Origin of the sequence: Bradyrhizobium sp. LB11.1 (assembly GCF_040549385.1) — a bacterium.
Taxonomy (GTDB): domain Bacteria; phylum Pseudomonadota; class Alphaproteobacteria; order Rhizobiales; family Xanthobacteraceae; genus Bradyrhizobium.
This window is the reverse complement of sequence record NZ_JBEPTH010000002.1, coordinates 292967-310942: the sequence shown is the minus strand read 5'-3', so window position 1 is coordinate 310942 and position 17976 is coordinate 292967. Positions and strand designations below refer to the sequence as shown.

Genomic DNA, 17976 nt, shown 5'->3' with positions numbered 1-17976 from the left:
AGGCGATGCAGGTCCGTCGTTGAGAAGTATTACTTCACCAGCGGGCAGCCGCCGTCCTTCAGCGGACGGAACGCCTGATCCGCCGGCACCTCGGCGAGCAGCTTGTAGTAATCCCATGGGCCCTTGGATTCCTCCGGCTTCTTCACCTGGAACAGGAACATGCTGTGCACCATGCGGCCGTCCTCGCGCAGCACGCCGTTGTTGGTGAAGGCATCTTTCACCGGCATTTCGCGCATCTTGGCCATCACAGTCTTGGTGTCCTTTGTGCCGGCGGCCTGCACGGCCTTGAGGTAATGCAGCGTCGCGCTGTAGGTGGCAGCCTGGTTCATCGTCGGCATGCGCTTGACGCGATCCATAAAGCGCTTGCCGAAGGCGCGGGTCGTGTCGTTGAGGTCCCAATAATAGGCCTCGGTGATGATCAGGCCTTGCGCAAGCTTGAGCCCGAGGCTGTGCACGTCGGAGATGAACATCACGATCGCAGCCAGGTTCTGGCCGCCGGCGACGATGCCGAACTCGCCGGCCTGCTTGATCGCGTTGATGGTGTCGCCGCCGCCATTGGCAAGCCCGATGATCTTGGCTTTGGAGGCCTGGGCCTGGAGCAGGAAGGACGAGAAGTCCGCCGTGTTGAGCGGATGCTTGACGCTGCCGAGCACCTTGCCGCCGGCCGCCCTCACGACATCGCCGGTGTCACGCTCGATGGAGTGGCCGAACACGTAGTCGGCGGTGAGAAAGAACCAGCTGTCGCCGCCGTTCTTGACGATGGCGCTGCCGACGGTGTGGGCGTTGGAGTAGGTGTCGTAGGTCCAGTGCGCGGTATAGGGCGAGCAGGATTTGCCGGTGATGTCGGAGCTCGCCGCATCCGTCACGATCATGATCTTCTCGTACTGCTTCGACAGCTCCATCACCGCAAGCGCGGTGGCCGAGGTCGGCAGGTCGATGATCATGTCGACGCCTTCGGTCTCCCACCATTTGCGGGCGATGGTGGAGGCGACGTCGGGCTTGTTGAGCACGTCGGCCGCGACCATGTCGATCGGCTTGCCGAACATCTGACCGCCGAAATCCTCGATCGCCATCTTGGTCGCCTCGACATTCCCCTGGCCGCCGATGTCGGAATAGACCGAGGAAAAGTCGGAGAGCACGCCGATCTTGAGCGGGGTCTGCTGGGCGGAGGCGGGGGCGATCAGGGCAGCCGATAGCAAGCCGGCCGCAGACACGAGTGCTGCGATAGGTCTCATGGACACGTTTCCTCCTGCGGGACTGTTCCGTCCCTTTGTCCGACAAAGTTAGAGCCGGGTTCCGCAGGAGTCAATTTGCTGCGTACGCGACATTTGTGACCGGGTTTGACGCGCTTCTCGGCCGATCCTACTATTTGTCGGACAACCACCATTGGGAGCTATCGTGCCAGTCTCGCCGCTCTTCCGTCCGATCGATGTCGCGCCGGCCTACCAGAAGGTGGCCGAGGCCATCGAGCGCGAGATCGTCAATGGCCGTATCAAGCCTGGCGATCCCATCGGCACCGAGCACGACCTCGTGCGGCAATTCGGCGTCAACCGCTCGACCATTCGCGAAGGCATCCGCGTGCTTGAGGAGGGCGGGCTGATCAGTCGCGATTCCTCGCGCCGCCTGCATGCCTGCCTGCCACGCTACAGCAAGCTCGCGAGCCGCCTCAGCCGCGCGCTGGTGCTACATGAGGTCACGTTTCGCGAGCTCTACGAGGCCTCGATGACGCTGGAGGTCGCCAGCATCGAAGGGGCAGTCGAGCGCGCGACGGAAGCGAATCTCGCCGAACTGGACGATAACCTCGCGCGCAGCGAGGCGGTGGTCAGCGATCCCGCGGCGCTCGCCGAATGCGATGCCGAATTCCACGTGCTGGTCGCAAAGGCGTCGCAGAACCGCGTGCTCCAGCTCGCGCGCGAGCCGGCAGCGCAGCTATTCTATCCGACCACCGAGATGATCGTGACGGGTGTGACCGAAGGCGGCCCACGCCTCGTCGCCGCGCACCGCCATCTGATCGATGCGATCCGTCGCCACGACCGCGAGGCCGGCGTGCTCTGGACGCGCCGGCATTTGCAGGACTGGCGGCGCGGTTTCGAGAAGATCGCCTCGCTCGATCGGTCCGTCGAGCACATGTACATGGAGCATGCGCAAGCCGCCCGGCATAGATGACGCAAGCAGACAAGACGCAAGATTTCAAACAAGAAACGTAGCAAATAAAGACATCACAGGGAGGGACACATGACCGGCGATATCGCAGCCACCATCTCGAAAGCGCGCGAGCATTCCATTGGCGATCTCTTGCGCCGCTCCGCGGGCCGCGAGCCGGCCAGGCTCGCCGTGAGTTGCGGCCGCGTGAGCTGGACCTTTGCCGAGATGGACGCGATCTGCAACCGGCTCGGCCGCGGCCTGCTCGGACTCGGCGTCAGGAAGGGCGATCGTCTCGCCGTGTTGTCGCGCAATTCACATGCCTTCGCGGCACTGCGCTTTGCGGTCGCGCGGATCGGCGCGGTGCTGGTGCCGATCAACTTCATGCTCAATCCGGATGAGATCAATTTCATCCTGAAGAGCTCTGGCGCAAAGCTGCTCGCGACGGGCCCCGATTTCGTCGAGCCCGCGCGGGCCGCGAGCGCCAAGGATTGCGCCGTCGAAAAGATAATCTGGCTGCCGGGCGAGGACCCCGCCTCGACACCCGCGGGCCTCACCACCTTCGACGATCTGCTTCATCTGGACGGCTCGTACCTCGAGGCGTCCGTCGACAGCCGCGATCTTGCGCAGATCGTCTACACCAGCGGCACCGAATCGCTGCCCAAGGGCGCAATGCTGACCCATGAAGCGGTGATGTGGCAGTATGTCAGCTGCATCATCGACGGCGGCATGAGTGCGGACGACAAGTTTTTGCACGCGCTGCCGCTCTATCATTGCGCGCAGCTCGACGTCTTCCTGGGGCCGCAAATCTATCTCGGCGCCTCCGGCGTCATCACGGGGAAGCCCACCGCGGACAACATTCTGGCGCTGATCCAGGCGCACAAGATCACGTCCTTCTTCGCGCCGCCGACGATCTGGATCGCGATGCTGCGCTCGCCGAACTTTGACAAGACCGATCTGTCGACGCTTCAGAAGGGCTACTACGGCGCGTCCATCATGCCGGTGGAGGTGCTGCTCGAACTCCAGCGTCGCCTGCCCAACGTCAAGTTCTGGAATTTCTACGGCCAGACCGAGATCGCGCCGCTCGCGACCGTGCTGCGGCCTGAGGACCAGCTGCGCAAGGCCGGCTCGGCCGGCAAGCCCGTGCTCAATGTCGAGACGCGCGTGGTCAACGTGTCGATGGAAAACGTCAAGGTCGGTGAAGTCGGCGAGATCGTGCACCGCTCGCCGCATTTGCTGTCCGGCTATTACAATGATCCGGTGAAGACCGCGGCGGCATTCACCGGCGGCTGGTTTCACTCCGGCGATCTCGCCACCGTCGATGACGAGGGCCACATCACCGTGGTCGATCGCGTCAAGGACATGATCAAAACCGGCGGCGAGAATGTCGCGAGCCGCGAGGTCGAGGAGATGGTCTATCGCATCCCCGCGGTCTCCGAGGTTGCCGTCGTCGGCCTGCCTGATCCGCGCTGGATCGAGGCGGTGACCGCCATTGTCGTGGTCAAGACCGGCGAGACGCTGGATGAAGAGGCCGTGGTGAAGCACTGCGCCGGCCAGATGGCGCATTTCAAGGTGCCCAAGCGCGTGATCTTCGTCGACAGCCTGCCGAAGAATCCCAGCGGCAAGCTGCTCAAGCGCGAACTGCGCCAGCGCTTCGTCGGCGGTGAGACGCTCGTCGAAGCCGTCCAGAAGAATTTTGGCACCTGAGGCGGAGCATTCGCCATGAAAGCCTGGCAGGTCACGCGCGACTGGTCGATCGAGGGGATGGAGCTGGCCGATTTGCCGGAGCCGACGCCCGGCCCCGGCCAGGTGGCAGTGCGAATGAAGGCGGCGTCGCTGAACTATCGCGACCTGCTCACGGTGCAAGGCAAGGGCGGCGTCACCAGGTTGCCGCTGATCCCGTTCTCGGACGGGGCGGGCGAGGTCATCGCAATTGGCAACGGCGTGACCCGCGTCGCGGTCGGCGATCGCGTCTGTCCGATGTTCTTCCAGTCCTGGATCGACGGGAAGGTGTCAGCGGCCGCTCGGCGCTATGCGCTCGGCGGCACGCGGTCCGGCGTGCTGCAGGAGATAATGCTGCTCGACGCCGAGGGCGTCAGCCGCATCCCGTCGCACCTCACCTTCCAGGACGCGGCGACGCTGCCATGTGCGGGACTCACCGCTTGGCGGGCGCTGTTCGAGGAGGCAAAAGTGCAGCCAGGCGATACCGTGCTGGTGCAGGGCACCGGCGGCGTGTCGATGTTCGCGCTGCAATTCGCAAAGCTCGCCGGCGCGAGCGTGATCGTGACGTCGTCGAGTGACGAGAAGCTCGAAAGAGCCAAAGCGCTCGGAGCCGATCACACTATCAACTATCGCTCGGTCCCCGAATGGGGCAAGGCGGCCGCGGAGTGGACCGGCGGTGGCGTCGACCACGTCGTCGAAGTCGGCGGCAAGGATACGTTCTCGCAATCGCTCGAGGCGGCGCGCGTCGGCGGCACCGTCCTCGTGATCGGCGTGCTCTCCGGCTTCTCGCAGCAGATCGCGATCCCGAGCCTGTTCTCCAAGAATTTGCATGTCATCGGCCTTTCCGTCGGCAGCCGCCGCATGTTCGAGGGGATGACCGCTGCGATCGGGCGCAACGCGATGAAGCCGGTGATCGACCGCGTGTTCGGGTTTGATGCGGTCCCAGATGCGTTGCGGCTGATGCAGCAGGGCGGGCACTTCGGCAAGATCGTCGTCGAGTTTCCCTGAAGGCTGTTCGCCTCAATACTTCTTCACGTGCGCGCCGAATGCCAGCCACAGTGCCATTGAGGCGAGGCCGAAGCAGCCGAGCAGCAGGAAGGTCGGACCGTAGCCGATCCATTGCGCGATCCAGCCGCCGAGCGCCGGGCTGAGGCTTGCGCCGACGCCCTGCACGGTGATCACAGCGCCCTGGCCGAGATTGATGCGGCCGGTGCCGTCGAGCGAGCGCGCGACCATGCCTGGGACCGCGACTGTCTGCAGCCCGGTGCCGATACCGTCGAGCACCTGGACCGGCACCACACCCCACCAACCGCTGAGAAAATACGCCAGCACACCGCGGATGGGCAGGAACATGAAGGAGACCAGGATCACCGGCCAGTAGTTGCGTTTCCCCGCGACTTGCATGCCGACCAGGGACGTCACGATCATCACGCCCTGCGCAATGACGACGATGGTCGCGACAAAGGTTGGACCATTGGCCTGGCCAGCGCTCACTGCGGCAAGGCCATAGAGCGGCACGATGGCGGCGTTGCCGAGATGGAAGACGGCCAATGCCAGCGCCAGCACCAGCAGCGGCTTGTGCTTGAGGAGAACGGAGAGACCTGCCGGCGGGTTCTTGCTCTCGTCTTCCTTGCTGCCGCGAGCCTGGCGGTCATCGATGGCCCTGGCCGGAATCATCAAGACGCAAGCGACCGCGACGGCGCCGAAGACGGCAGCCAAAACGAATACCCAGACGTAGCCGAATTTATAGCCGAGATAGCCTGAGAGGGCCGCGCCAACCATGTTGCCGGCGTGATTGAAGGCCTGATTGCGTCCGTTCAGCGCATTGAAACCCTTTTGCTTGGCGATGCCGAGCGAGATGCCGGTGACCGCGGGAACGATCGCAGCACTCGCCAGCGATTGCGCCACCTGCGAGAATGTCACCGCCCAGAAATTTTGCGAGATCAGGATGATGGCGGAGGCAAGCACAACACAGATGCCGGGGATGACCACCCATAGCCGCTTGTTGCGGCTGGAATCGATGAAGCCGCCGATCGGCGTCGTGACCAGCATGCCCGCGACATTGCCGATCGTCAGCGCCGTGCCGATCAATCCGGTTGCCCAGCCGCGCTCTTGCAGGAACACGCCGACGAAGGGCCCGATGCCCGACTGCATGTCGGCCATGAAGAAGTTGACGGCGTAGAGGGGCCAGAGACGGGGTGAGGACGGGCGCGATGTCATCGAGACGCTGAACGTGATGCTGCCGACCGACTGTGGTCTCGCGCAGGCGGAAATGGCCGGCCAAATATGCCGGGGCGGACTGAATGGTAACATGTGTTAGTCACGTTGGTTCCTCCGGACTTGCGATGGGAGGTCCGCGATGTCACCTGACATGTGTCCTATTCTCCTCTCCGGATCACAGCCATGCCCCTCTGGACCTGCGAAACCTGCGGCGCCCAATTCCCGGACAGCGGAACGCCACCTGCCTCGTGTCCGATCTGCGAAGACGAACGGCAGTATGTGAACTGGAAGGGCCAGACCTTCCTCACCCGCGAGACGCTCGCCGAGCGCCATCGTCTCGTCTGGCGCGACGATCTCGGCCTCACCGGCATTGCGCTCGAGCCGAGCTTTGCCATCGGCCAGCGCGCGCTGCTGGTCCCCGATGGCGGGGGATGCGTGATGTGGGACTGCATTCCGCTAGCAACATCGGAAGCGATCGCACATGTGCGCTCGCTCGGCGGCCTGACAGCGATTGCGATCTCGCACCCGCATTATTATGGCGCGCTCGCTGACTGGAGCGAAGCGTTTGGCGGTGTGCCGGTCTATCTTCACGCCGATGATCGCGAATGGGTGACGCGTCCGCATCCGTCGATCGTGCACTGGACTGGAGATCATCAGCGCATCTCCGATGACGTCTCGCTGCTGCGCACCGGCGGCCATTTTGCAGGCGCCACCATGTTGCATCATGCGCGCGGTGCGGACGGCAAGGGCGCGCTGCTGACCGGCGATATCGCGCAGGTGACGATGGACCGCCGCTTTCTCAGCTTCATGTACTCCTATCCGAACTACATGCCGCTCAACGCGGCTGCGGTGCGGCGGATCGCTGCGGCCGTCGAGCCGCTCGCCTTCGACCGCATCTATGGCGCCTGGTGGGGCCGCAACATCTCCTCCGGCGCCAAGGCTGCCTTTGCGGCGTCGGTGGAACGATACATCGCGGCGATCGCCTGACGGTCGGAATCCCATTGCCTCCTTCAAATAATTGTACTATTTGTACAGTTATTGAGTGCGACGCAACGATGCATTTGCTGGCCCGGCACGATCGATGCATCGTTGTTGCGGCGGGCGCGTTCTGCGGCCGCGTGAGCGGGAGTTGGATGCATGATCGGGCAGCGCGACTACGAGATATTTGAAGCCGGCGACGCCGAACTTCAATCCGGTGCCGTCTTCCCTGCGATGAAGCTTGCCTACGAGACCTATGGCACGCTGAGCCCGGCCAAAGACAATGTCATCTTGTATCCGACCTCGTTCAGCGCGCAGCATTTCGATACCGAATGGCTGATCGGTCCCGATGGCGTGCTCGATCCCACCCGCTATTTCATCATCATCCCGAACCTGTTCGGCAACGGCCTGTCGTCGTCCCCGTCGAACTCTGGCAACGGGCCGTTCCCGCAACTCACCTATCACGACGCCATCGCGGTCCAGCGGCGGCTGCTGAGCGAACGCTTCGGCATCACAAAACTCGCGCTGGTCTATGGCTGGTCGATGGGCGGTATGCAGACCTATCACTGGGCTGCGCTGCATCCCGAGATGGTCGAGCGTGCTGCGGTTGTCTGCGGCAGCGCGCGCTGCGCACCCTATAACCATGTTTTCCTCGAGAGCGTGAAGGCCGCGCTGACCGGCGATCCCGCCTTTCGCGATGGCCGCTTCGTCGAAAAGCCCGTCGCCGGCTATCGCGCCATGGGGCGCGTCTATGCCGGCTGGGCGATGTCGCACGGCTTCTATCGCGACGCGATGTGGCGGGAAGCGGGTTTTACCTCGCTGGAGGACTATCTCGTCCGCGCCTGGGATGCGGCGTTCGCCCGGCGCGACGCCAACGATCTGCTGGCGCAGGTCGGCATTTGGCAGCGCGGCGATATCAGCCGCTGCGCGGCCTTCGGCGGCGATCTCGATCGGGCGCTCGCCGCGATCAAGGCTCATGTCCTGCTGATGCCGGGCGCGACCGATCGCTATTTCGATGTCCGCGATAACGAAGATGAACTCGGCAAGCTGTTCAACGCAAAATCAGCGTTGCTGCATCCGATCCCGTCGCTGCACGGCCATCGCGCTGGTAACCCCGTCAACAATCCGCGCGACAAGGCCTTCCTCAAGGCCGAGATCGCAGCCCTTCTCAGCAAGTAATGCAGGCCTCCGACCATGACTGACGCGACTGTTTCAGAGCCCGGCCATCGCCTGAAGCCGCTGAACCCGGCCATGCTGCGCGAATTGTCGGCGCGTTCGAATCTCAGGGGCGCGGCGCAGAGCCTCGGTCACTACGGCCTGATCGTGCTGGTCGGTGTGCTGATCTGGGTGTTTTCTTCGCGCTACGGAGCCCTCTGGGCGCTGCCGCTCTTGGCGATGCAGGGCTATCTCGTCGCCTTCCTGTTCATGGCGGTGCATGAGACCGCGCACAAGACGGCGTTCAGGAGCCGCGGCCTCAATCTCGCGGTCGGCTATCTCTCGGCCTTCATCATCGGCCTTCCTTACGAATATTACTGCCTGTTCCACTGGGACCATCATCGCTACACCCAGGATCCGGAGAGGGACCCGGAGCTGATTGTCGGCGTCAAGCCGACATCCGATACGCAGCTTGCGATTGCCTATAGCGGCCTGCTTCAAGTCGCCGGGCGGCTCCGGCTGATGCTCAGCCATGCCGTCACCGGCAAGGTCGTCGTGTCCTGGATTCCCGAGAACAAGCGCGCCGTTATCGTCGCCGAGGCGCGCGCATATCTCGCGCTCTATGCGCTGCTGTTCGCACTCTCACTGTGGTTTTATTCAGCCTTGCTTCTGTGGGTCTGGATCGTGCCGCTGATCATCGGGCAATTCTTCTTGCGCCCTTATCTCTACGCTGAGCACACCGGCTGCGAGCGCACCCGCAGCGCCTTCCAGAACACCCGTACGACGTATACCGGCGCCGCCGTCAAATGGATTGCGTGGAACATGCCCTACCACGTCGAGCACCACGCCTATCCTTCGATCCCGTTTCACGCGCTGCCGAAGTTGAACGGCATCGTCGATGGTGAGATCGTCCATCGCGGCCGCGGCTATCTCAGGACGACGCGCGAGACCTGGGCGTGGTTTCGCCGGCATCGGAAGAGCGCTTAGCTCAACGCGAAGCTCCGGCCGCGGTGCGACCGGAGCTTTGTCGAGAAGGCGAGGTATCAGTAGATCCCGTAGGCGCAGACATTCACGACGCGGACGCGCATGCCGTGGCGGGTCTGGACGACGCGCTCCTGGTAGCAGTTGCTGACGCCGGTGTTGACGTAGAGACCGCCATAACCGAGGCCCCAGCCGGGACCCCAGTGGTGGAAGCCATGGGCCGACGCAGCGGTGGGCGCGAGAGCGGCAGCGCCGAGCGAACCGGCGGCGATCAGACCAAGAGCAAGCTTACGAAACATTTTCATTCTCCAGTGTGGCGCGAGGCCGTTGTTGTGTCCCTGCATCTCGGTCGAGCCGAAGCGTGATTGCGTTCACACGGAGGAGGGAGAATCGTGTTTCAGGATTGTTTCGTCGGTTGCTGCGAGATGCGCCGCCGTCAGGCTTTCCGCGCCGTACGATAGCGCGCGGCCATCGCCTGCGTCATCTCGGCCATCTTCTCGCGGAGGTCGGCGGGCTCCAACACCTCGACCTCGGAGCCGAGCCGCAGCAATTCGGCTGCGGCATGCCATGACGTCTTCCCGGTCGGCACCCTTGCGATGCGCCAGCCGTCGGCATCGATCGCCTCCTCGATCCGCGTGCGCGCTCTGACGTAAGGCTGGCTCAGCGCATCGAGCAGTTTTACGCCCAATGGCGATAGCCGCACGATCGCGACGTTCGGGTGCATCTCGGCCTCGAGACGCAGCGTCGCGTCCTGCCAATAGGCGGCGAGATCGAAATCGGCGGGGCGATCGAAGCGGTCGTCGAGCGCCGTGCAGTCGAGCACGCGCGCAATGCGATAGGTGCGCACCCTGCCGTCGACCTGGCCTGCGAGATACCAGCTGCCACCCTTCAGCACGAGGCCGAGCGGGGCGACACGGCGCTGCTTCTCAGCGCGCCAGCTCTGGTAGCGGATCTTTATCAATGTCCCGCGCAGAGCCGCGTCTGCAATTGCACGCAGATGTTTTGGCTCGTCCGTCTCGCCGAACCAGCCGGGCGCGTCGAGGTAAAAACGCTGCTGCATCCGGCCGGCGTCTTCACGCAGATTCGCGGGCAGCGCCACCATCAGCTTGTTCTGCGCGGCAATCATCGCGGCATCGAGCCCCAGCGCCGCCGCCGGGCCCGGCAATCCCGCCAGGAACAGCGCCTCCGCCTCGCTCTGCGACAAGCCGTTCAAGCGCACGCGATAGCCGTCGAGCAGGCGATAGCCGCCCTCCGCGCCGCGGTCTGCATAAACAGGGACGCCGGAGGCCGCGAGCGCGTCGATGTCGCGATAGATCGTGCGTACCGAGACTTCGCAGGCCTCTGCAAGTTCGGGCGCAGTGACCTGCCCCCTGGCCTGGAGGGTGGTGAGGATCGACAGCATCCGGCTCGCGCGCATGATCCCTTTAAACCATACCTGACACAGGATGTCAGGTATGGTCGGCTATAGATACGCCCATCGAGAGCTGGCCCAAGGGAAATCCGCCATGACCGATCCGAACCGCATCACGCTGTATTATTCGCCGCAGAGCCGGGCCACAGGCACGCGGGTGCTGCTGGAGGAGCTTGGTGCGCCCTATGACCTTCAGGTCCTCAACATGAAGGCCGGCGAGCAGCGGCAGCCGGCCTATCTCGCCATCAATCCGCTCGGCAAGGTGCCGGCGATCGGACATGGCGAAGTGCTCGTGACCGAGCAGGTCGCCATTTACATCTATCTCGCCGACCTGTTTCCGCAGGCCGGCCTTGCGCCCGCGCTCAGCGATCCGCTACGCGGTCCCTATTTGCGCTGGACTGCCTATTACGGCTCCTCCTTCGAGCCGGCCCTGATCGACAAATTCATGCAGCGCGAGCCCGCGCCGATCACGCAGTCACCCTACGCCGATTATGATACCATGCTGGGTGCGCTCGAGACGCAGCTCTCGAAAGGTCCATATCTGCTCGGTGAACGGATGACCGCCGCCGATATCCTGTGGGGCGTCGCGTTCAACTGGACCATGATGTTCGGCATCGTGCCGAAGAAAGATGTGTTCGTCCGCTACTGCGAGCGCATCACCTCGCGGCCGGCATTCCAGCGCATCAATGCGGCCGATGACCAGATGGCGGCGCAGCATGCTGCGGCTGCAGGCGAGTGAATGATCCGGGGTTGCTGATGACGAAGCCGATGCACACGACCAACTGCTTCAACACTTTCATCCGGGTTGCTGAAGACTGTTCTGCGCGTACTGGCGAGGAGCCGCCGCCGCGGGCAGGGCGGCCGACAGTAGCCGGCCTGCAATATGCGATGATCGTGAATGCACCGTATGCGCATACGTCCGACGACGTGATCTTCGCGACCTCAGCGCAAGGGCGAGAACTTGGAGCCAAGGCGACCAAGTCGGAAAGGAACGCTGCCCGCGCTGAATTCTTCTCGCGGGGACAGGCCTGCATGCGTGCCTCAGGTCTCGGCAAGCGCTACGGCTGGGGTGTGCACGCCGACCGTGAAGGCCGCGTCGCAATCTACGCAGCAGACAGCGAAAGCTATCAAGCGCTGTCGCACGATTCAAAGCTCACACAAACGCGCGCGATGCGGTCGAAGCGGGGCTGATCCTCAAAACCGCGGCGGCCGCTTCTCCGCGAACGCCTTGATGCCTTCCTTGATCTCGTCGCCGCGCATGCTGTCGCGGTGGCGCTGGTCGGCAGCAGGCTCGTCAAGTTCGCCGCGAGCAAATTCGTTGATCGCGCGCTTCATGCCGCGCATGGCGTTTGGTGCATTGCCGGCGAGGATTTTGGCGAGCTTGTCGACCTCCTCGTCCAGAAATTCCACTGCTACCATGGCGGTGAGATAGCCGATCCGCAGCATCTCCGGGGCGGTGATCTTCTGCGCGGTCAGAAACAGCTTCTTGGCGTTGTCGACGCCGAGCCGCGTCACGTAGCGTTTGATGCCGCTTCCGTAATAGTGCAGCCCGAGCCGCGCTGCCGGCATGAACATCTCCGCGGTGTCAACGCCGATACGGAAATCGCACGCGAGCGCGAGATCGGTCGAGCCACCATAGACGCCGCCATTGAGCCGGCAGATCGTAGGCACGCCGAGATCCTCCAGCCGGTTCACGACGATTTCGAAGGCCGAGCCTGCGCTCTGCTGCTCGTTTGTGCTCACCGCTCTCTCAGAGATCGAGTTGAGGTCATAGCCGGCTGAGAAGGCGCGTCCGGTACCCGTCAGCACCAGCACGCGGATATCGGGATCAGCCTCCACCCGGTCGAACAGCTTGACCAGTTCGCCGAGATCCTCCGCCTGGAGCCGGTTGAGATGCCCTGGCCGGTTTAAGCGGATCGTGGCACGCGCGCCACTGATTTCGAGCACGGGGCCACTGGCCGCGTCGGCTGTGTCCGACATTCTTGTCTCCATTTATTTGTTCTCTAGCGTGCGGCGTTTCGCTTCGGCATCGATGGTCTCGGCGAGATCAGGGTGCCGCGCCATCAGCACGCGGAAGTCGACGAGGTCGAGCACCAGCAGCCGTGAAACTTTCGTGGTCGAGACATTGGCGCCGCGCATGTTGTTGCCGAGCAGCGCCATCTCGCCGAAGAAGGCGCCCTCGCCGAGTTGGACCTTCTTGCCGGGGAGGTCGACCTCGACCGCGCCGGCTGCGATGAAATACATGCAGTCGCCCTGCGCACCCTTGCGGATGATCATGGTGCGCGCTGGCAGTTCCATGGTGCGCAGCATGTGGGTGACGTCGGCGATGGCTGCCGGTCCGAGCGCCGCGAAGAACGGCACCTTGCTGACGGATTCCCAGGTCTTGAGGAAATTGTCGCGCCGCGTCTCCGCCGCGAACCCGGTCGCCAGAATACCGGTCCAGAGGCCAAACACGCCGAGGCCGGAGATCATCACCATCGCCGCCACCATGCGGCCGAATGGCGTAACCGGCACGGCGTCGCCATAGCCTGTCGTGGTCAGCGTGACCACCGCCCACCACAGCGCGGCAGGGACGCTGCCGAACGTCTGCGGCTGCACGTCTCGTTCCAGGAAATATTCGGCGACGGAGGCCAGGAAGACCACCATCAGGAAGATCACGAGCACGCTGAGCAGCGGCCCCGACTCCAGCACGAGCACCCGGCGGAGCTGGCGCAGGCCGGGAATGCCCGGCACCACCTTCAGGACCCAAAGCACGCTCAGCAGCCAGGCCGTCTTGGGCTCGGCGCCGAGGATCAGGGCGACCGGCACGGCCAGCGCGCCCAATGCGTCGACCAGCCCGGCGGAGGAGGACATATAGAGCGCGAGCCGCTGCTGTCGCGCCATATGGCGCAGCCGGACCAGCCATTCGAACACGAAATAGACGAGGCTCGCCCACAGCAGGAAATCGACCCAGCGGTGCGCCGTCTCATAGGCAGGATCGAGCGTCAGCAGCACCATGCTGATCACGCCGACGGTCACGGCCACATAGGCCGCCTTGGTCATGTTGCGGCCGGCGGTCGCGGCCACGAACTGGGCCAGAGCGGGAAACATCGGCTTAGACATGCGGGATGGAGGCTCGGTCTTGGTGCTTGCCGTCCCGGGCCGGGACTTGGGTGCCAAAGTGCCCGCCCGCACCGGAGCCGTCAACGACGGGGAAAGCCTTCGGTTCAGGTGACCAATTTTGGGCAGTCTAAGCCGCTACTTGAAATGTGGAGGCTCGTCATAGCCGCGGCGGCTGCTCAAGAACAGCAGCATCATCAAGCCGATGCCGACGACCACGGAGAACCCGGCTCCCAGCGCCAGTGCCACATAACCTTCCGTCGGGATCGGGTCGCCCCCGACCGATAAAGCCGAATAAGCGAAGTAACCAACCGCAACCAGCATTCCCAGCAAGATGATGAGAAGGAGCATCCGCACGGCGCGTTCTCCGGTTGTACCGGGAGCCAACGGTTGCAACGGGGGACGGTTCCTGGGGCGGCGGCGTTTCGCCTAAAAGGGCGAACAACCGGGGTCCGGCGGGACGAATCGATAGGTCAGGCACTCTGAGCTGTCTTCACCACCACGATATTCGTATCATCGTGCTGAGGAGCGGCGGCGTCGCGGGAAACTTTATCGGCCTCGCCGCAATGGCGCTTGAGATAGTCACGTCGCATGTTGATCTCGTCGCGGACGAATTCGTAACCGAGCTTGAAAGTGTCCAGCCCGTCGGTACTGATCGTACCATCTCGCAAGCCGATGACGGCGCCGCGCAAAATGCCCTCCAGCTCGTCCTGAAGACATTCGATCTGATCCAGCGAATGGGCGTGCTCGATGCGTTCGCCGATGTCGAGGACGGCGGTAGAGAGCTCGCCGGCTTTCTCCGGCGCGATGCGGGTGATCTTGGCGTAGATCGCCGCGAAAATCGAGCCGATGACGCTGAGCGCGGCAGCGGCCAGATACATCATGTCGCTGTACTTATCCATGAACGACTTGGTGTCATCGTTGATGTAGTCGGCCGCGCCCTGGTGCGCCATTACGAAGGCGTCCTTTTCGACGGAGGCCGGCTCGATGTGGGTGGCGAAGCCGCTGTCGAGCCCGAGCGCGGATTTGTTCTCGTAGACGATGCGCGCGAGGTCGCCGGCGGTCGTTGCCGACATCTTGGATTGCGCGACCAGCAGCCATTCGAGCCCGAGCGTATCGAGATCGTCGTCGGGAATCTCGGGCGAAGCGGACAGCGTACCGGCCGTCAGCGTCTCCTCGGAAATGCCGGGGAATTTGCGCTCCAGCGCCTTGGCTTCATCGATCGCATTCAGTGTGAAGCCGCCACGCTTGGCAACCTGTTCATAGCCCTTGTCGCGTACGGCCTTCGAGGCATGGACGATAGCGATCACAGCGCCAAAACCGCTGGCCGGCGCGAACAGCTTGTCAAGTGTGGCGCCCTGCGGCGCCAGCTGGATTCTTGCAGCGTCTGGACCGTCGGGAATATCGAGAATGCTGCGGACGAAGGCCAGCGAGGACTCGCTCTCGGCGACGACCGCGACCTTCTTCTTTTTCAGCTCGGCGAGCGACTTGATCTTCTTGTTGCCGGGTCCGAGCAGGAGCACGAGATCGTGCTCGAGGATTGCGAGCGCTCGTGCGCGCAGCGGCACCTTGGCATCCGTACGCAGGACAGCAAGGTCGGCCTGCTTGCGGTCGAATTGCGCGATCGCCTTGGCGTTGTCGGCGTTGTTGACGACCTTGACCCTGAAGCGTGAGGCGTTGTTTTTAAGCAAGGTGGCGAGCTTGGTCGCGAACAGCGCCTCGTCGCTGTTGGGAGCGCCGACGGCAAAGATCAGCGTCTCCGAACTGTGCAGCAGGGCGCGGCCGGCCCAGACGGTGGCCAGCGACAGCAGCAGGGTCAGCACGACATACAGCAGGACCTGCTGCTGATTGGTTTTGATCACCTTCGGACGCCGCGGCGGCAGGGGCTCGGTCGACGAGGTCGGGCCTTCAGCACTCATGGCAGCACTCTGGCCTTATTTCTGGATGGCGGGCGGCACGGCCATCGCCGGCGGCACGCGCGGAAATTTCGTAAGCGTCTGAAAAAAGAACGATAATCCTCTACCTGAGGATGATAGCGCTCCAGCGAGAGAAAGCAAATTCCGCGCCGAAGGTAACCTTACCCAACCGATCCGTCGATTGGGCAGGCTATCACCGTTTAGCCACAGTTGGCGATTTTCCAGTTCCCCCCGGGCTGCATTCCGTCGCGGGAGATGTCATAAATCAGCGGTCCCGATGTTCTTTCGGGTCCAAGAAGAAGTTGCGCTGAACGCTCCATTTTTCTTTTCTGAGTCAACGAGGGCGTCAGCTTTGTCGTTTCCACCTCTGTCATCGGCGGTTCCGGTCGAAGCGCTCATTGGCTGGATGTTGCTGCTTACCTTCAAGCACATCATCGCCGATTTCGTGCTGCAGACCGCCTGGATGGCGCAAGGCAAGGACCAGAAGCACGGCTGGGCTTTGCCGCTTCTGGTGCATTGCCTGATTCATCTTGCGGTTGCGCTGCCGCTGATCCTGATCGTGGCGCCGAAATTCTGGTTCGTGGCGCTGATCGACTTCGTCATTCACATCACGATCGATCGCGCCAAGGGACTGGCCTCGGCCAAATTCGGGGTCAACCAGGAGCACCCCTGGTTCTGGACCCTGATCGGCGTCGACCAGGCGCTGCACCATCTGACCGGCTTCGGCCTCTCCATCTTCATGGCGGCGAACTAGAGCCGGCCATGACTGGCTAGCTGCTCGCCTGCACGCCCCACTGATCGCGGCCAGCGCGCAAGGACCCCGGATGACTACCGCCCAGGGTGGTTAACCTTTCATTAGAGAATTGCGCTGCATCTTCCGTGTCGAGGGAGAACTTAAATGTTTTCAAGCCGCGACGCTTATGAAAGCGATTTCTGCCCGGTCCGCGACGAACTCCTTGGCGAGATGTACCGCGCCAGCGAGAGTGGCCTGCCGAGGCTCGTTGAAAGTGTTTCCCCGGACGCACGCGCCATGCTGGCGCTGTTCTGCTATCGCCGCAGCCATCTGCATTCCCTGGCCGTCGCGATTGCAGCCAGCTGCAGCGAGCGCGACCTGATCGAGAACGGCGGTCGTGTCGGCTCGACGCTCTATGCGCTGTCGCGCGAGCGCTCGGCCAAATCGTCACCGTCGCTGTCGGGGGGCCGCAAGCCGATCACGCTGTCGACCAAGCCGCTCTCGGTGCTCGCACCGCTGGACGACGAAATCGACGACGAGATCAGCGAAGCCGTTCCCGCTTAAGCGGTCTCGATCAAAGGCAGTCCGAACTTCCGCCGCGCCATCGCGCATTCGGCGTCGCCGGGCATGCAGGTGCGACACACCTCCGGCCGCACCACATAGATGCCGCACGCGGTCGCCTTGCCGATCTCGCCCTGCAATGCCGAACAGCGATCGCCCTCGCAACGCATGCCGGATTGCCGCGCGTTGACGAGCGTCTCCGGAATAGCTGCAAGCTCCTCCTCGCTTTCGATCGAGAAGCGCGGCCAGTTCTGCGAATAGCCGCAGCAGGCGCCGCAGCTCTGGCAACAGGTCGACAGGTCGATCGCGGACGTTTCATCCATCAGCGTCATATATCCTTATTAGGTATCCTTGGGCGGGCCCCAGACCAGACTCTGCCGCCATTTGGCGCGCAGCACGTCGCGCCGCTCCGGATATCTTTCGTCGAGATAGGTCGCATCCACGACGCGGTCGGTGCGGAAGCTGCGGAAATCGCTGCGCAGCTCGCACCAGGCCGCGAGCAGGCGCACGGCTTCGAGATAGCCGACCGAGATCGGCCAGATCATGCGCTCGCTGGGGCGGCCCTGCTCGTCGCGATAGCGCAGCATGATCTTCTTGCCCTCGTGAATCTGGGTGCGCGTGCGCGCCATGTCCAGGCGGTCCGGCTCCCTGTTCCAGCTCGGCCGCGCACGACTCGCTGGCTCGAGCACGAAGGGGCGTAGGCGCTCAGGCACGGTATCGGCGATCTTGGCCATCAGGTCTTCGGCCGCGCGCGCCAGCGTGGAATCGGCATGGCCCGCGACCCATTGCGCGCCCAGCACCGCCGCCTCGATCTCGTCGGGTGTCAGCATCAAGGGCGGCAGGTCAAAACCCTTCTCGAGAATGTAGCCCATGCCGGCTTCGCCGCGGATCGGCACGCGCTGGCCCATCAGCGTTGCAATGTCGCGATAGATCGTGCGCTTCGAGGTCTCGAGCTCGGCCGCAATCGCGTCCGCCGTCAGCGGCTTACGGGTGCGCCTCAGCACCTGGATGATCTGAAACAGCCGGTCGGCGCGTCTCATGACAGTTCTCTCGTCGGG

20 protein-coding genes are annotated in these 17976 nt (G+C 63.5%); 10 read left to right on the top strand and 10 right to left on the bottom strand.

The features are described 5' to 3' along the window. Nucleotides 1-29: 29 nt before the first annotated feature. The gene (locus ABIA96_RS05385) at nt 30-1235 is read right to left on the bottom strand and encodes an ABC transporter substrate-binding protein (protein ID WP_354136420.1); all 1206 of its coding nucleotides are present in this window, start codon (nt 1233-1235) and stop codon (nt 30-32) included. A gap of 163 nt (nt 1236-1398) precedes the next feature. Here ABIA96_RS05385 and ABIA96_RS05380 point away from each other — a divergent pair, with 163 nt between their 5' ends. The 3 genes from ABIA96_RS05380 to ABIA96_RS05370 all read left to right on the top strand — a co-directional run bounded on the left by ABIA96_RS05380 (nt 1399) and on the right by ABIA96_RS05370 (nt 4872). Next, entirely contained in the window at nt 1399-2166 is a 768-nt protein-coding gene (locus tag ABIA96_RS05380; protein WP_354135985.1) for a FadR/GntR family transcriptional regulator, read from the top strand. Nucleotides 2167-2235: 69 nt separating this feature from the next. Further along, complete coding sequence (locus ABIA96_RS05375; RefSeq protein WP_354135984.1) at nt 2236-3849, top strand: acyl-CoA synthetase; 1614 nt, start codon at nt 2236-2238, stop codon at nt 3847-3849. Nucleotides 3850-3864: 15 nt separating this feature from the next. After that, entirely contained in the window at nt 3865-4872 is a 1008-nt protein-coding gene (locus tag ABIA96_RS05370) for a zinc-dependent alcohol dehydrogenase family protein (RefSeq protein WP_354135983.1), read from the top strand. A 12-nt stretch (nt 4873-4884) separates the two neighbouring features. On the opposite strand, the gene ABIA96_RS05365 is transcribed toward ABIA96_RS05370, so the two are convergent. After that, on the bottom strand, nt 4885-6084 hold the full coding sequence (locus tag ABIA96_RS05365) for an MFS transporter (protein WP_354135982.1): 1200 nt from the start codon (nt 6082-6084) through the stop codon (nt 4885-4887). 183 nt (nt 6085-6267) lie between these two features. Here ABIA96_RS05365 and ABIA96_RS05360 point away from each other — a divergent pair, with 183 nt between their 5' ends. From ABIA96_RS05360 to ABIA96_RS05350, 3 genes are all read left to right on the top strand, one after another. Beyond that, complete coding sequence (locus ABIA96_RS05360; protein ID WP_354135981.1) at nt 6268-7071, top strand: MBL fold metallo-hydrolase; 804 nt, start codon at nt 6268-6270, stop codon at nt 7069-7071. A gap of 150 nt (nt 7072-7221) precedes the next feature. Continuing rightward, a complete protein-coding gene (locus ABIA96_RS05355) occupies nt 7222-8241 on the top strand; it encodes an alpha/beta fold hydrolase (RefSeq protein ID WP_354135980.1) in 1020 nt (339 codons plus the stop codon). A 15-nt stretch (nt 8242-8256) separates the two neighbouring features. Next, nucleotides 8257-9204, top strand: a complete 948-nt coding sequence (locus ABIA96_RS05350) for a fatty acid desaturase (RefSeq protein WP_354135979.1) — start codon at nt 8257-8259, stop codon at nt 9202-9204. 56 nt (nt 9205-9260) lie between these two features. Here the strand turns inward: ABIA96_RS05350 and ABIA96_RS05345 are convergent, their stop codons facing one another. Both ABIA96_RS05345 and ABIA96_RS05340 read right to left on the bottom strand, forming a co-directional pair. Further along, nucleotides 9261-9497, bottom strand: a complete 237-nt coding sequence (locus tag ABIA96_RS05345; RefSeq protein ID WP_354135978.1) for a hypothetical protein — start codon at nt 9495-9497, stop codon at nt 9261-9263. Between the two features lie 137 nt (nt 9498-9634). Then, on the bottom strand, nt 9635-10615 hold the full coding sequence (locus ABIA96_RS05340) for a helix-turn-helix transcriptional regulator (RefSeq protein ID WP_354135977.1): 981 nt from the start codon (nt 10613-10615) through the stop codon (nt 9635-9637). Between the two features lie 88 nt (nt 10616-10703). Here ABIA96_RS05340 and ABIA96_RS05335 point away from each other — a divergent pair, with 88 nt between their 5' ends. Together ABIA96_RS05335 and ABIA96_RS05330 are read left to right on the top strand one after the other, a co-directional pair. Further along, nucleotides 10704-11348: a glutathione S-transferase family protein gene (locus tag ABIA96_RS05335; RefSeq protein WP_354135976.1), complete on the top strand. Its 645-nt coding sequence runs from the start codon at nt 10704-10706 to the stop codon at nt 11346-11348. A 17-nt stretch (nt 11349-11365) separates the two neighbouring features. Continuing rightward, the gene (locus ABIA96_RS05330) at nt 11366-11800 is read left to right on the top strand and encodes a DUF6157 family protein (RefSeq protein WP_354135975.1); all 435 of its coding nucleotides are present in this window, start codon (nt 11366-11368) and stop codon (nt 11798-11800) included. Nucleotides 11801-11803: 3 nt separating this feature from the next. Here the strand turns inward: ABIA96_RS05330 and ABIA96_RS05325 are convergent, their stop codons facing one another. The 4 genes from ABIA96_RS05325 to ABIA96_RS05310 all read right to left on the bottom strand — a co-directional run bounded on the left by ABIA96_RS05325 (nt 11804) and on the right by ABIA96_RS05310 (nt 15627). After that, nucleotides 11804-12589, bottom strand: coding sequence for an enoyl-CoA hydratase/isomerase family protein (locus tag ABIA96_RS05325; RefSeq protein WP_354135974.1), 786 nt, complete (start codon nt 12587-12589; stop codon nt 11804-11806). Between the two features lie 12 nt (nt 12590-12601). Then, a complete protein-coding gene (locus ABIA96_RS05320; protein ID WP_354135973.1) occupies nt 12602-13711 on the bottom strand; it encodes a cyclic nucleotide-gated ion channel in 1110 nt (369 codons plus the stop codon). Between the two features lie 135 nt (nt 13712-13846). Continuing rightward, the gene (locus tag ABIA96_RS05315) at nt 13847-14065 is read right to left on the bottom strand and encodes a hypothetical protein (protein WP_354135972.1); all 219 of its coding nucleotides are present in this window, start codon (nt 14063-14065) and stop codon (nt 13847-13849) included. Between the two features lie 116 nt (nt 14066-14181). Further along, nucleotides 14182-15627, bottom strand: a complete 1446-nt coding sequence (locus ABIA96_RS05310) for a TAXI family TRAP transporter solute-binding subunit (RefSeq protein ID WP_354135971.1) — start codon at nt 15625-15627, stop codon at nt 14182-14184. 403 nt (nt 15628-16030) lie between these two features. On the opposite strand from ABIA96_RS05310, the gene ABIA96_RS05305 reads away from it, so the two are divergent. Continuing rightward, nucleotides 16031-16378 (top strand): DUF3307 domain-containing protein, encoded by a 348-nt coding sequence (locus ABIA96_RS05305; RefSeq protein ID WP_354136419.1) that lies wholly within the window; start codon nt 16031-16033, stop codon nt 16376-16378. A 144-nt stretch (nt 16379-16522) separates the two neighbouring features. Continuing rightward, on the top strand, nt 16523-16921 hold the full coding sequence (locus ABIA96_RS05300) for a hypothetical protein (protein ID WP_354135970.1): 399 nt from the start codon (nt 16523-16525) through the stop codon (nt 16919-16921). Here the strand turns inward: ABIA96_RS05300 and ABIA96_RS05295 are convergent. Continuing rightward, nucleotides 16918-17241 carry a YkgJ family cysteine cluster protein gene (locus ABIA96_RS05295; protein WP_354135969.1) on the bottom strand — a complete coding sequence of 108 codons (324 nt, stop codon included), beginning with the start codon at nt 17239-17241 and terminating at the stop codon, nt 16918-16920. The two genes, ABIA96_RS05300 and ABIA96_RS05295, sit on opposite strands and share 4 nt — an antisense overlap. An 18-nt stretch (nt 17242-17259) precedes the next feature. Continuing rightward, entirely contained in the window at nt 17260-17958 is a 699-nt protein-coding gene (locus tag ABIA96_RS05290; protein WP_027530661.1) for a helix-turn-helix transcriptional regulator, read from the bottom strand. Between the last annotated feature and the right edge of the window lie 18 nt (nt 17959-17976).